Here is a 12,514-nt window from a genome sequence, read left to right on the forward strand (position 1 = left end):
ACCAACGACGACGAATATGAAGACCAGACCCGCAGACTCTCGTTATGAATGAGGGAGCCTCGGGGGGCAGGTCATAATCATTGTCGTGGCTGAAGGAAACCAATTGGGACAGCTTGGCGTCATCAAGACAATTTAGGATGATGCGAATGCAGTTGATAACAGATGGAAAGAAATTCTTAAGCGTAAGAGAAGTAGCTGATCTATTCTCCTGCGGCGTGTCCACGGTTTGGCGTTTGTCCAAAAACGGACACATGCCAGCTCCAATGAAAATAGGTGGTATGGCAAGATGGCGGGCGACTGATATCCAAAAATGGGTGGATGACCACGCGCATTCATAAACGAAACCCCCACCAGCAAAGCTCGGCGGGGGCTCGGTATTTTGTTCTCGATAACTGCAGGATACCCCCCCCGCCGCTTCAAATCAAGAAGTAGGCCAATGCAATCAGGCAACAAACAACATGGTGGCGCGAAATACAGCGTCTTGAAAGTCGATCGCACCGGGGTACCGACTCGGGACCCATTTGAAGTCTCGGTTTATGGGGCGGCGCTCAGTGTTCTCGAGGATCTGCGATGCGCAGATTTCGAAGGATGCTTCCCAATTGATGAAGCCTGGGTTGAAAGCGTACGCATGTTGCGCCTCTTAGGCGTGACCATCGACAAAAACGTCAGCATCGCAGGCAGTGTCAAATACTATCTGCGGGACAGTTTGATCCCCTTGGCGGTCTCGAGGTGACCGATGGGGCGCGACAGAAAAAACGAAAACCGCGGTGGACACTTTGCATCAATGAAGCGCGCAATCATGGAAACGGAAGCGTGGCGTTCTTTGCCACCTGTAGCGCAAGCGCTTTATCCATGGTTGCTATTGGAGTGGCGAGGGCCCAACAACAATAACAACGGCAGAATAAGCCTGTCAGTGCGCCAGGCTGCTGAACGAATAGGTATCTCAAAAGACACGGCCTCCAAAGCATTCTGGGATTTGCAATCCCGCGGTTTCATTGTCTGTACCAAACCCCCAGAAATCGGGTTGAGCGGTGTCGCATCTTGTCCACTTTATGAAATCACCGAGATCGCATTGCCAACAGCAGAGACAAACCAAGGAAGGCGACTGTACAAGGACTGGCGGCGCGGCAATGACCAACCGGTAGTTCGTGCCCCGAACCACAACCCCAAAGGGTCCAACGGGAAAGCGAAATCCCGTCATAAAGATTAGGACAGTACCGTCCCAAAAATTATGACGGTTTGAAGAACGCCGTCCTAGATTCTATGACAAGCCGTCCGAAGAACTAGGACGGAAACTGCCGAATTGGCACACGCTCCCGTCCGAGTTTCTATGACATCCTTAATATACCATATACACAGCATTTTACAGCTGATCAGTTTAGGGATGTTAAGCGCTACGGATCTGACGCCGGATTGCTTCTTCCTTCTCGCGCTGCTCCCGGAGAATTTGACCCTGCCGCTTCGATTCTTCGGTTTGGGCTCTAAGTGCATCACCCGCTGATCTCGACAACACGTCGGCCGCGATCTGAAATTCCAACATCGCGTTTTGTTCGTTTTTGCTGTTTTTGCGGGCTATGGCTCCGGCAGCTTCAGTGGCAGCGGTTCGAAACCGACCATCTGCTTTGTGCCAGACGTGTAGTACGGCCTCCGCAAATTTCACCTTGGCCGCGATACGTTCTTCTTCGGTTGAACAGAGGTTCATGATGGCGCTCCAAATTGGCGTTGTTATCGTAACCAGGTTATTCGGTCGGACGGTTTCAGCGCCATGCACTGGGGGTGTTCGTAATCGACTCGAAAGCCTGGGATTTTGGAGTTGGCGACGACCCTTTTTGACGCGCGCGAGGGCCAATGCAGGCAAAACCTCTCGGTCTCTCACCCGAGAATGCCCGTCTTTTTGCGCTTAATCTAGCATGTCCAAAAACAGCTCAAACAATTGAGAATCTTTATATTTTCGCGCTGGTTTTTTGGGTCCCTTTTTCAGCGTGAATTTCCGCCGGGGCTTTGTGCGGTGGCGTGAGGGCCGATCACCACCAATGAGTGATTTCCTACGGCTTATGAGCGTGTTGGATCTAGTCTTCATCGGTATATACCGTACCTTCGGCGGTTTGCCCGATGTCGTCTTCGGCTACTGTCCCATCAATTATTTCGTCGTCTTCGGACGGATCGTCGTCGTCGTACTCAAAGCCGCCAAAAGAGTGGCTATGCTGGTATATACCGTGAACCCTACTGACGGGGGCTACGCCCTGTACACCAGCGAGCCATTGATTGGCTTCAAGCCTTACATGCTCGCTCTTCGCGCTCCGCGCCAATTCCCCGATGCGTGCTATAGCGGCCTGTCCCTCGTTCTGGCGTATATACTGGGTGAGTTGGTTATAGCGCTGGCGGACAGGCAGGAGATTGAAGGCCCGTTCAAGGTTGCCGCGGCGCATTTCAACTGTCTTGGCGGCCTCGTGCAAGGGGATGCCTTGCCAGGCCATTGCCTCAAGTGCTTCAACGGTTTTCTTCCCCAGACGCAAGCCATCGAAGTTTGGTGCGCTGACTGTTTGTGCGAGCGACGTCATCAGATTGCCTTTCTGGGGTTTATTAGGATCTGGGGTGTTTGTTGGATCTGTATGGCCGTCCGCGTAGGCGCAGAGGCATTGCAGGGGGCGTCAATTGAAAATTTACGCGGGTCAAGCGCGTGCAGCGTTTTTCTCCCGTCTGTGGGCTTCTTAATAGGCATGTTTGTATCTCGCCTGATTTGGCTGGTACGGGCGGCTTTCCCGCGCCTCTATGGCCCTGGTTGTTGCCGGTGGCAGCGGTGCTGGTGTTGTTGTGATCGATAGTCCGAGGGTCTGCGCCCACAGCTGCAGCATCGGGAAAGCGGCCACCCGTGCTATGCTTTCCAGTTTGTTAACATAACCGTCGGCGATACCCATCGCAGCCGTCAAGTCCTCCTGACTGAGCCCCAGCGCGCTGCGCCTGTCCCTGAGGGTTCCAACAAGTGTGAGATACAGCTCGAAAGTCTGAGCGTCGTAGCCGTTGAAGTGCTTTTCAGTGCATGGGGCAGGTAGCTCGACGGGCTCGGCCAGCGAAACTTTTGTGGTTTTCAGACAGCCAACTTTAGCACATTGCAGATGCATTTCGGTGCCTTTGATAGAAGCGATCCGCCACCCGCGCTCCCGCAAGGCTTTTGATATATTCGGTGTCTCCATGCCTTTGGTGTGAGTGAAAAAACCGAACCGCGAAATGCACACGCACGAAACGGATAGCCTCAAGTCGTGTGACCGTAAGTGCATTGCCCGCTTGGTTGAGTAACCGCCATTTTATAATAGCCTTTTAAATGGAATGCTCCGATATGCCCTTCAAAGACACCGAAGATTTTTATGGGCCTCTGGCTCTGCCTGAGGGGTTGAGCGTCACCCCGACAGAGGAAACACCAAACGGGATCGGTGATATCCTTGGTGCCGCCTTTCGCACGGAAAACCCTGTTGTTTCAGCGTTGACCAGTTTCAACTATGATCCGCTCAAACCATTCGATCCCGAATATCGGCCGTGGGATGATATCCAGGGCACCGAGTATGAAGGTTATGCCGGTCGGTTCGCTGGCGCCCGTGACGTCGAAGATGTGGTGGCGATGAAAGCCCAGATCGACCGGGAACGTGATGACCGCGGGGTTCTGGATGCGGCCGGTGGTCTTGGCGTATTGTCTCAAATGGGCGCGGCTCTTCTATCGCCGTCATCGCTGATCCCCGGTGGTGCCGTCGTCAAAGGGGCCAAGGGTGTTTCCATTGCGCGAACCGGGTTGACCGTTGCGGGCTCCGCTGCATTTGCGGCGGCACTAGATGAAACCGTTCTGCAGGGCACACAGGAAACCCGTACGGCCACGGAAAGTGCGTTCGCCATAGGAGGGTCATTTGTTCTAGGTGGTGTTCTTGGCGCCGCCGCCGGAAAGGTTGCTTCGGCAGAGTTCAAAGCTGCTTCGTTGCGTACGGAATCCGCGATCAAGACAGTGCATGATGTTGATCAGGGAATACGGTCGCTGAACGCTGCGGCAACGGTTTCGGGTGACGATTTTAAGTTGCGTCGAGAGCATGTGTTCCAAAGCATTAAAAGCATTCCTCTTTTCGGCCGTTTTTTTGTTGGGTCTGATCCGTTACTCCGAACAACTTTGAGTGAATTCAGTGAGGTTCGAGCGGCGACCGCGCGGTTGGCAGAGCCGGTTCTTGAACTTGACATCGCAAAGGAGGGCCGGACCGCGTTTAGTGGTCAGGTGCCAGTCGAAACTAGGGTGAAGACGCGTCGAAACACTGAATTGACATCGCTGATGGCAGATCTGACCCGGTTCTACGCTGAGTACGAACGCGATGGCCCGGTCGGCGCAATCGGTACCATGACCGCCCCGCTTACGGGGAAATGGGCACATCTGTTGGGAAAGAACCGCAAGCTATCAATCCGCGAGTTTTCTGAGGAAGTCGCTAAGGCGATGCGCCGTGATGACAAGCACCCTATCCCACAGGTCCAGTCGGTCGCTGATGCTGTCAGACGCAACCTTTTCGATCCGGTAAAAAAGGAAGCGGAAGAGTTGGGTTTGGTCCCTGACGGCGTGGAATTGTCAGATGCCGGCAGTTACCTCTCTCGAATCTACAACATTGAAAAAATCAACGCTCACTATGGTGACGACAGCGCCGACGATATTTTCCCTGTGCTTCAACGTGAGTTTTTGAAACGGCGCCAAGCCTCCAAAAGGCGCATCGCTGCCAAAGCCGAATTGAAGGACAAGGATCTGGTATACGCGAACCAGAGCGACGAGGAAGTTGCCACAGTGGTTGCTGAGACCATTCAGGCAATTAAGGGGCTGAAACCCGGTCAGGCCGCGTGGGGAGTGGCTCTGGGCTCTCCCACGCGTGCAAGAGTTCTCGATGTTCCTGACGAGGTATTGGAGCCGTGGCTGGAGTCAGACGTTCGTGCTGTTATGGCGAGGTATTTCGAAACGATGGTGCCAGATCTCGAAATCATTCGGGAGTTTGGTGACATCGAAATGAACGATGCGTTAACACGCATCAATGAGGAAGAAGCACGGGCTTTGAAAACTGCAAAGTCTCAGAAAGAGCGCAGTCGGATTTCCAAAGAGGCCAACAATTCTCGCCGGGATTTGTTGGCGATGCGGGATCGTATTCGCGGCTCCTACAAACTGCCTGAAAACCCCCGTGACGTTTGGATCGTCGGCAGCCGTATCGGTCGTTCGCTATCGTATACGTCTCTACTCGGTGGCTTCATGCTTTCGGCCCTTCCGGATCTGGGTACGCTGTTGCATCGCTCTGGAATTGAAGCGGCGTTTGGGTCGATCACTGCATTGACCGATCCAAAGAAGCTCGGTGTCGCGCTGAAAGATGCGTCCGAACTTGGCGCTGCATCTGAATGGTATTTGAACGGGCGGGCTATGGAGATCTCCAATCTCATAGATCCTTATGGCAGCGTGACGCGTGCCGAACGGATTGTTGGGGATGTCACCAACGGCTTTAGTTACCTCAACGGTGTCATCCCATGGAACGCAGGTTGGAAGACCGTGGGAGGTGCTTTCGTTTCTTCTCGTATCGCGAAAGCCGCGGATGCAGTTCGCGGTGGGTCAGCCTCAAAAAAACAACTGCGGCACCTCGCAGCAAATGGAATAGAGCCGTGGATGGCGGAGCGGATTGCCAAGCAGATAGACAAACACGGTGACACCGATGATCTATTGTGGCTACCACACGCTGGAAAATGGGATGATCGAGACGCGTTTCGGGCTTTTCAGCATGCGATGAACCGTGAGTTCGATTTGATGGTGATCACGCCAGGGCAGGACAAGCCGCTGGCATTCTCGACCGAGTTGGGAAAGTTCTTTTTCCAGTTCAAGAACTTCGCGTGGTCCGCGCATCACCGCATTGTTTTGGCTGGTATTCAGCGGGCCGACGCTGCCACGTTGGCGACCTTTGTTACGATGCTCACGCTGGGGGCGCTCACATCAAATATCAAAGCTGATGTTGGCGGATATGATCGCAAAACCGGTTCAGCACTTTGGGAAGATGCGCTTGACCGCTCTGGTTTGGCGGGTTGGTTGTTTGAGATCTACAACCCGGTGAATGCTCTGATGGGTGGCGCATTGTCACCGTCAGGTGAGGTCGTGTCGCGGTGGCGCGCAAGGTCGGAATTCGAGGGTCTTGCTGGCCCGACCGTCGATATTGCCAAAGGCGCTTTCGAAGGGATCAACGCCGTTTCTCAACACGTCGCCGGGATCGGCAAGCTTTCGACACGCGATATCGACAAGATCGGCCGCACGTTACCAGGCAACAACTTGTGGTATCTTCTGCCTTTGTTGCGCAACGTCGAGCGGAGTGTCGCCGCTGACGTTGGCGCCAAGTGATCTTTGACGCGATTAAATGACCCAATATCCAATCATAAATTGGTATTCGAGCGACAAACAATCTTCGTTGGACAGTTTAGCTCTTGGTCTCTTCACCAATGCTTACATGCTCAGGTGTCACCAATAGGTTCGCCCCAATCGGGTTCTAAATGGTAAACACTTCCGTCGCTCGCTTCAATTACGATACCGTTGTGACCTCCTGCGCCTTCCATTACCCCATCGGAAAGCGCACATTTGAGTTCGGGTGTCCAAAGTCCATCGCGAACAGAAACTGTGTAGCTGGCCCCGGCGTATGAATCGCACCAAATCGCGTCCAGACGACGCGCCATCAATTCCGGCATTGAATCCAAAATTCGCTTCATCGTGTCAAATTCAGAAAGAACCGACCCGCGGCTTTCGATGCGTACGCCTTTGTGTAGGACCTTTGAAACAGTTGCTTTGGATTCGGTTCCGCCCATCATCTCCTCCCTGTAGCGTTGTTAAGTTTCCCGAGAGCTATTGGAAGTCGTTCCCCGGAGCAATTTATTCGCACAGCTGAGCATCAGTAATCCTCAAGATTGGACTCTTGCCATGGTTTCACCTGGTTTCCGAAGCGCAAGAGATCGGCATCGAAAGCCAACTCCACCGTACCCATTGGGCCGTTCCTGTGTTTTGCGACAATCACCTCAACTTTACCGTGAGTGCGCTCCATCCTGTCTCTCCAAATTTCTAGATTTTCGAAATCATGTTCTTCCGGTGTTTCTTGTTCGAGAAAGAACTCCTCTCGATGCAACAACAGTACGGTGTCGGCGATTTGGCTGACGGCTGCAGGGTCATCAAGATCATTAAGCGTTGGCCGTCTGTTGCTGCGTAGCGCTAAGGATTGACTGAGGCTAGAAACAACAAAAACGCAAATGTCCAACCTTCTTGCCAGTACTTTTAGAACCTTAAGATTTTCGGCAATTTCATTTTTGAACTTTGCTGAACTTGGTCGCTCAACGGAAAAATCATCCAACATATCCACAAAAAGAACATCCAATCCATGCTGTTCTTTAAGCTTTTCCGCTCCCTTGACCAAGTCTTCGATATTGCTTGAAGTATCGTTGATATAGATAGGAGTGTCTTCAAAACCCTTTGCGGCATTAACAAACCGGCGAAACTCCTCCTCGGTCATGTCTCCTTGCAGAATTCTCTGATTTTTAATCTCTGTTTCAACTGCCAATATCCGTTGAGCTATCTGTTCGGCAGACTGCTGTAAAGAGAAGTACCCTACCACGCCGCCAAGTGCCCTATCATTCGAGGCATCGCTGGTGTCGACTCTGTCCGCAATATTTTTTGCCAGTTGAGTTGCAAACGCAGTTTTACCAGCGGACGGAACTGCCGCCAGTAAAAACAGTTGAGCCTTTCGGAGCCCACCAAGCGTGAAGTCCAGATCTGCAAAACCAGTCGGAATTAAGGGCGCTTGACCGGCCCTTGAATAGGTAAAACCAGTTGCTTCAACGGCATTTGCAACAGAGCTTGAGAAGGACTTAAAACCTTGTTCTTCAGATTGTTTTGGTACTTCAAAAGTGCCTTCAATCTCGGTATCAGGTTCATTCTTATTGCCACTATCTTGGTCGACGGCGAATTGATCAACCAATTCTTTCATCTGCTGGGCGGTCAGATGATCGGGAAGATCAGAGCTTACGACAAAATCCGCCAAGTCCGAACCGCGAAAGTCAATATCTGAAATCGAGAGGACTTTAAAATCAACGCTCGGATCCAAGTTTGCGATTGCGCAAAGGTCGCTTAGGTTTGCTGAGTTTGAAAACCTAATAGCTTTCAAAAGAGGAAAATTGGGTGAGAACTCAGTAATTTTCTTCATTTTTTTTCTTAGGCTTTCTGGGCTTTGCTACTTCAATGCTACCCCTGGCTAGAACAACTTCACCCTCTGGAGGCGACAGCCCATCTTTTCGATTTTGTTCTTCAAGCATTTTTAGGGTCAAAAGGCGCTCGATCTGTGTTCTGTTCTTACTAGCCCAACGATCTTCGTTTCGTTGTTTACCCAAAGGCCTATAGACGCAGTCTCGTTTGCGTGCTCGGAGTTCAACAATCGCCGAATACTTCGTATTTTTTGTCGGGCCTAGACTACAAAGCGGGTTTGAGGAGTCTTCTTCTCTACCATCGCCTATCGGCGACAAGTACCCGCCGCGAAGTTCACCGCTCAATTCGCTGGGGTCTCCCAGAACTTCATGCCCAATCTGCCATCTGTTTGCTCCAACCCAACGGACAATTTTGAACTCTAAATCACTCTCGAGCGACTGAAAGTCGCCTGTATTAATGCTCTTCTGAGCTTCAACATGTGCGGAACTTTCTATGCCAAGTGCTGAGAGCACTCGTGAAAGCTGTAGCGAGACGCCCGCACCTGCGCTGGCCTTTCTCATGCTAGAACTATCGCTTACCGACTTCAGAAGGTGTTGGAACTGATCCCTGGGAAGGGATCGTTGGTATCTGTTGTCCCTTAAGATTTCACAACCAACGGTAATGACTTCCAAAAACACTCTACGAAAGCTCAGCTTGAAACCAAATCCGCCTTCATCCGTAAAGTCTTGTTCACCAAACGATGCTTCAACCTCGAACGGTATATTAGAAAAGCTACTTTCCCCTTGCCTTGGCAAAAAAATTTCCAGATCCGCTGCAAATCTAGCTGCCGAGTTTGGGCCAATTCGAGTTACTCTGGCACTTTCCATTTTGTGTGACAACACTCCCAAAAAAAATCGACTCAATGCAATCAGTGAACATCGCCCGGCGGCGAAGTACAAGGAAACTAAGCAACTATTGTACAATGCCGTTTAGATTTGGATTCTTTGAATGGTTGTATGCGCGAAGGACGATTGGAGAAACTAGGACCAACAAACTTAAGAATTCGGTGAACAGGTGAACCTACGAAGCATTCAGCCAATGTCGTGAGCGGTTGCATGGATGACCACACACGCGCGGCGATTTTTGGGGGCGGGGGTCTCTGAAGGCGGGTTCAAAAGGGGGTGGGGGTATCGCGATTTGACTGCGCGAGAAAGGCCGGCCGAACCAACAAGCTCGGCCAGGCATTGTGTTGATCAGCTTTGCACCAACTTAGGGTGGGGCATTGTATCCTTGGACCATTCTATTTTGTGTTCGAGTGCTTCGACCTGATCAACGATCATGTCAGTGGATCGCCGAAGGGCCTTTGCGATCCCGTCCACGGCCTTCCGTGTTTCAGGATGCATGTCTTGCAAACCGCCGTTGTCATAGAAGATCGCGTTGTCCAACGCTACGGCGAGACCAGCTGTTTCCATGGCAACGCCCAGGATCTCATCGAAGATCTCTTTAGGTGAATCGGTCTTCATCTCATTTCCTTTCCAAAATGGTGTTTGAGAAACCAAGTGGTGGGAAAGATGGCGGGACAGATACTCTATGCTCACAGTTTTCACATTATTATCAAATGCTTGATGTGAGTGGTTTGGTAGCGGAGGAGGGACTTGAACCCCCGACACGCGGATTATGATTCCGCTGCTCTAACCAACTGAGCTACTCCGCCTTGAGTGAGAGGCGATGTAAGCGAGGGGTCGGGGAGGGTCAAGAGGGAAATCATCTGACCAGAAGAATTCTTTCACACAGGCTCGGGTGGCATGTCCCGCAGGGACATTTGGGAGGATGTCGTCGCGTCCGCCATCCTGCGGATGAAGGCGGCGCAGGTTTCTGGCTCTGTGATCAGGATCATATGACCGAACTTATCAAGTTCTTCGTAGCTTAATCCGAAGTCGGTCATTGAGGGCCCATGTAATGGCGGGGACAGTATTGCATCCTGACGGCCATACAAGATGCCTCCGGGTACGGTCAGATCCGGATAGCGCGCGACCTGCGCGTTTATGCTGACGTCGACACCGATAACGTCCTGGGACGCAGTGACAAAGGCGGAAGGCCGCAGGCCAAGCGCCCCGCCTGCCCGGTCGAGAAAGTCATCGGGCGGGATCTCCGGGTCAAACGCGGCGCCCAGCGTGTGTGGCGCAGTTTTAGACGCCAGAGGTACGGCAAGAGTGTTTCCGATCAGACTGCGCAACCACTCGGCCCGGATCTCGAGCGGTTTGAAGATCGCGGGTGTTTCGGGCAATTTGTGCGTCAGCGGTGCTAGCAAAGCCAGCCCGGCGACCCGGTCAGGGTGGTCCAGTGCCATTGCCAATGAAACCGCGCCGCCCAACGAGTGCCCGACCAATATAGCCCGATCCACGCTTTTGGCTTCCAAAAATTCTGCGATCATGCTGGCCTGTTTCGGCAATTGCGCCAGCTCTGCCGCGTCGCGTGTCGAATACCCACATCCCGGCCGGTCCAGTGCGATGACGTGGTAGTCGTCCGCCAAAAGGTCTACCAGTGCATAGGTATAATGCTGCAATTGCCCGGCCAGACCGTGAACCATGACAATGGTCTGCGCTTCGGGGTTACCCTTTTCAACGTAATGGATGCTGCCGCCGCGAACGGGCGTGATCTGACCCAGCTGTGGCACGGTCTCAAGCCCATGGCGTGTTATCTTCCGGGTCCATAAATTCATGACAAGCAGGAAGGCGGCAAAGACGGCGATCACGATCAGAACGGTTGTCATTCAACTTTCTCCATTGCCATGGGTGGTGGAACTGTATTGCTCCAGTCCCGATTGTGCCATGCGTTTCTGGAACTCGGCAACTGTGCCGGGCCAAAGGGTCGTGTTCCTGCCATCCGCATCCACATACCACGATGAACAGCCCCCGGCCTGCCACACACTATCGGCGTGACGGTCCTGCATTTCCTGCGTAAAGGCTGCCTGTTTGGCTGCATTGGGCGTGATCGTAGACAACCCTGTGCGTTGCATCTCGCTCAGGACCCGACCGATATGTCCGACCTGAGCCTCGATCATCAGCACAACCGAGTTATGCCCCAGCCCGGTATGCGGGCCCAGAAGGAGGAAGAAATTGGGAAAGCCCGTGATTGCGGTGCCCAGATGCGCGCACATGCCATCCGACCAGGCAGAACGAAGGGTCAGCCCATCTGAACCGGTTATGTCCAGCCGCTCGACCACGTCGGTTACGTGAAACCCGGTGCCCCAGATCAGGGCATCCGCCTGAATTTCGGTGCCATCTGCAGCGATGACTTTGTCACCGTCGATCCTTGCAACGCCCTGCGGTACGACACTGACATTGTCGCGGGCCAGAGTCGGGTACCAATCATTCGAACTGAGGATGCGTTTGCAGCCAATCCGATAGTCCGGGATCAGAATTTGTTGTTCTGCCGGATCGGGAATGGCGCGCTCCAGTGCCTTTCGCCACATCTTTAGGGCAAAATTAACTGCGCGTTCTTCACCGCGAAAGACCCGATGGCGAAATTCGAAGATCATGAAGATCAACTTGCGCCGAATGCGTGGCAAAATGGGAAAACGGGCATAAAGATCGCGCACCCAGGATGCAATCGGACCGTCCGGGCGCGGCATGACATACGGCGCACTGCGCTGAAAGACTGTGACGTGACCCGCGATCTTGGCAATTTCAGGCACGAATTGCACGGCCGACGCCCCGGTACCGACGACAGCAACCTGTTTGCCGGTCAGGTCGACATCGTGATTCCATTCGGCAGAGTGGAAACAAGGGCCGGGAAAACTGTCTGCACCGGGGATATCGGGAATGCTGGGGCAATGTAGCGCACCGATGGCAGAGACCAGAAACCGCGCCGACCAGTGTTGGCCATCCATTGTTTCAACCTGCCAGCGCGTACCATCCCATTTGGCTGATTTCAGCTCTTGCCCAAAGTGGCACAGGTCATACAGACCCTCCTTACGCGCGACGTCTTGCAGATAGGCCTGAATTTCAGCGCCACCGGCGTAAGCACGGCTCCAGTTCGGATTAAGATGGGTTGCCATGGAATACAGATGCGACGGCACATCACAAGCGACACCGGGATAGGTGTTTTCCCGCCACGTACCACCGATATCGTCGGCTTTTTCCAGAATCGCGATATCCCCGATGCCGCGTTTGCGCGCCTCAAGCGCCATCGTCAGTCCTGAAAACCCGGCGCCGACGATCAGCATCTCTGTTACGTGGTGCATGAATGCGCGCCTCCTGAAACAACCATACGTTTACCTGTTGCGGATGAATGCACTCGATTGGCTGT

At 53.0% G+C, this 12,514-nt stretch carries 12 protein-coding genes and 1 tRNA gene; 3 read left to right on the forward strand and 10 right to left on the reverse strand.

The features are described 5' to 3' along the window. Nucleotides 1-146: 146 nt before the first annotated feature. Both Q0816_RS26075 and Q0816_RS15715 read left to right on the forward strand, forming a co-directional pair. Entirely contained in the window at nt 147-338 is a 192-nt protein-coding gene (locus Q0816_RS26075) for a helix-turn-helix transcriptional regulator (RefSeq protein ID WP_367180509.1), read from the forward strand. Between the two features lie 98 nt (nt 339-436). After that, on the forward strand, nt 437-733 hold the full coding sequence (locus tag Q0816_RS15715) for a hypothetical protein (RefSeq protein ID WP_298852224.1): 297 nt from the start codon (nt 437-439) through the stop codon (nt 731-733). Nucleotides 734-1,387: 654 nt separating this feature from the next. Here Q0816_RS15715 and Q0816_RS15720 read toward each other — a convergent pair. From Q0816_RS15720 to Q0816_RS15730, 3 genes are all read right to left on the reverse strand, one after another. Beyond that, nucleotides 1,388-1,702: a hypothetical protein gene (locus tag Q0816_RS15720; protein WP_298852226.1), complete on the reverse strand. Its 315-nt coding sequence runs from the start codon at nt 1,700-1,702 to the stop codon at nt 1,388-1,390. 367 nt (nt 1,703-2,069) lie between these two features. Further along, nucleotides 2,070-2,561, reverse strand: coding sequence for a hypothetical protein (locus Q0816_RS15725; RefSeq protein WP_298852228.1), 492 nt, complete (start codon nt 2,559-2,561; stop codon nt 2,070-2,072). 150 nt (nt 2,562-2,711) lie between these two features. Then, the gene (locus Q0816_RS15730) at nt 2,712-3,194 is read right to left on the reverse strand and encodes a helix-turn-helix domain-containing protein (protein ID WP_298852230.1); all 483 of its coding nucleotides are present in this window, start codon (nt 3,192-3,194) and stop codon (nt 2,712-2,714) included. A 143-nt stretch (nt 3,195-3,337) separates the two neighbouring features. Between Q0816_RS15730 and Q0816_RS15735 the strand changes: the two genes are divergently transcribed. Continuing rightward, on the forward strand, nt 3,338-6,382 hold the full coding sequence (locus tag Q0816_RS15735; RefSeq protein WP_298852232.1) for a hypothetical protein: 3,045 nt from the start codon (nt 3,338-3,340) through the stop codon (nt 6,380-6,382). A gap of 110 nt (nt 6,383-6,492) precedes the next feature. On the opposite strand, the gene Q0816_RS15740 is transcribed toward Q0816_RS15735, so the two are convergent. The 7 genes from Q0816_RS15740 to Q0816_RS15770 form a co-directional block, all read right to left on the reverse strand. Beyond that, a complete protein-coding gene (locus tag Q0816_RS15740) occupies nt 6,493-6,840 on the reverse strand; it encodes a hypothetical protein (RefSeq protein ID WP_298852234.1) in 348 nt (115 codons plus the stop codon). 83 nt (nt 6,841-6,923) lie between these two features. After that, complete coding sequence (locus tag Q0816_RS15745) at nt 6,924-8,225, reverse strand: DnaB-like helicase C-terminal domain-containing protein (protein ID WP_298852236.1); 1,302 nt, start codon at nt 8,223-8,225, stop codon at nt 6,924-6,926. Beyond that, nucleotides 8,209-9,090 carry a hypothetical protein gene (locus Q0816_RS15750; RefSeq protein ID WP_298852238.1) on the reverse strand — a complete coding sequence of 294 codons (882 nt, stop codon included), beginning with the start codon at nt 9,088-9,090 and terminating at the stop codon, nt 8,209-8,211. The genes Q0816_RS15745 and Q0816_RS15750 overlap by 17 nt, the downstream gene beginning before the upstream one ends. A 366-nt stretch (nt 9,091-9,456) precedes the next feature. Then, nucleotides 9,457-9,726, reverse strand: a complete 270-nt coding sequence (locus tag Q0816_RS15755) for a hypothetical protein (RefSeq protein ID WP_298852239.1) — start codon at nt 9,724-9,726, stop codon at nt 9,457-9,459. A 114-nt stretch (nt 9,727-9,840) separates the two neighbouring features. Next, nucleotides 9,841-9,917 (reverse strand) — tRNA-Met (locus tag Q0816_RS15760). A gap of 72 nt (nt 9,918-9,989) precedes the next feature. After that, nucleotides 9,990-10,976 (reverse strand): alpha/beta fold hydrolase, encoded by a 987-nt coding sequence (locus Q0816_RS15765; RefSeq protein ID WP_298852242.1) that lies wholly within the window; start codon nt 10,974-10,976, stop codon nt 9,990-9,992. Continuing rightward, nucleotides 10,977-12,449, reverse strand: a complete 1,473-nt coding sequence (locus Q0816_RS15770; RefSeq protein WP_298852244.1) for an NAD(P)/FAD-dependent oxidoreductase — start codon at nt 12,447-12,449, stop codon at nt 10,977-10,979. It lies immediately after the preceding gene. Between the last annotated feature and the right edge of the window lie 65 nt (nt 12,450-12,514).

The sequence above is a fragment of the uncultured Ruegeria sp. genome, assembly GCF_947497005.1.
Classification (GTDB): domain Bacteria; phylum Pseudomonadota; class Alphaproteobacteria; order Rhodobacterales; family Rhodobacteraceae; genus Ruegeria.

What these genes read in the sequence shown, in the direction of transcription:
- Q0816_RS15730 (WP_298852230.1), bottom strand. Translation starts at nt 3,194, where the DNA reads ATGGAGACACCGAATATATCAAAAGCCTTGCGGGAGCGCGGGTGGCGG.
- Q0816_RS15725 (WP_298852228.1), bottom strand. Translation starts at nt 2,561, where the DNA reads ATGACGTCGCTCGCACAAACAGTCAGCGCACCAAACTTCGATGGCTTG.
- Q0816_RS26075 (WP_367180509.1), top strand. Translation starts at nt 147, where the DNA reads ATGCAGTTGATAACAGATGGAAAGAAATTCTTAAGCGTAAGAGAAGTA.
- Q0816_RS15735 (WP_298852232.1), top strand. Translation starts at nt 3,338, where the DNA reads ATGCCCTTCAAAGACACCGAAGATTTTTATGGGCCTCTGGCTCTGCCT.
- Q0816_RS15720 (WP_298852226.1), bottom strand. Translation starts at nt 1,702, where the DNA reads ATGAACCTCTGTTCAACCGAAGAAGAACGTATCGCGGCCAAGGTGAAA.
- Q0816_RS15745 (WP_298852236.1), bottom strand. Translation starts at nt 8,225, where the DNA reads ATGAAGAAAATTACTGAGTTCTCACCCAATTTTCCTCTTTTGAAAGCT.
- Q0816_RS15750 (WP_298852238.1), bottom strand. Translation starts at nt 9,090, where the DNA reads ATGGAAAGTGCCAGAGTAACTCGAATTGGCCCAAACTCGGCAGCTAGA.
- Q0816_RS15755 (WP_298852239.1), bottom strand. Translation starts at nt 9,726, where the DNA reads ATGAAGACCGATTCACCTAAAGAGATCTTCGATGAGATCCTGGGCGTT.
- Q0816_RS15740 (WP_298852234.1), bottom strand. Translation starts at nt 6,840, where the DNA reads ATGGGCGGAACCGAATCCAAAGCAACTGTTTCAAAGGTCCTACACAAA.
- Q0816_RS15765 (WP_298852242.1), bottom strand. Translation starts at nt 10,976, where the DNA reads ATGACAACCGTTCTGATCGTGATCGCCGTCTTTGCCGCCTTCCTGCTT.
- Q0816_RS15715 (WP_298852224.1), top strand. Translation starts at nt 437, where the DNA reads ATGCAATCAGGCAACAAACAACATGGTGGCGCGAAATACAGCGTCTTG.
- Q0816_RS15770 (WP_298852244.1), bottom strand. Translation starts at nt 12,449, where the DNA reads ATGCACCACGTAACAGAGATGCTGATCGTCGGCGCCGGGTTTTCAGGA.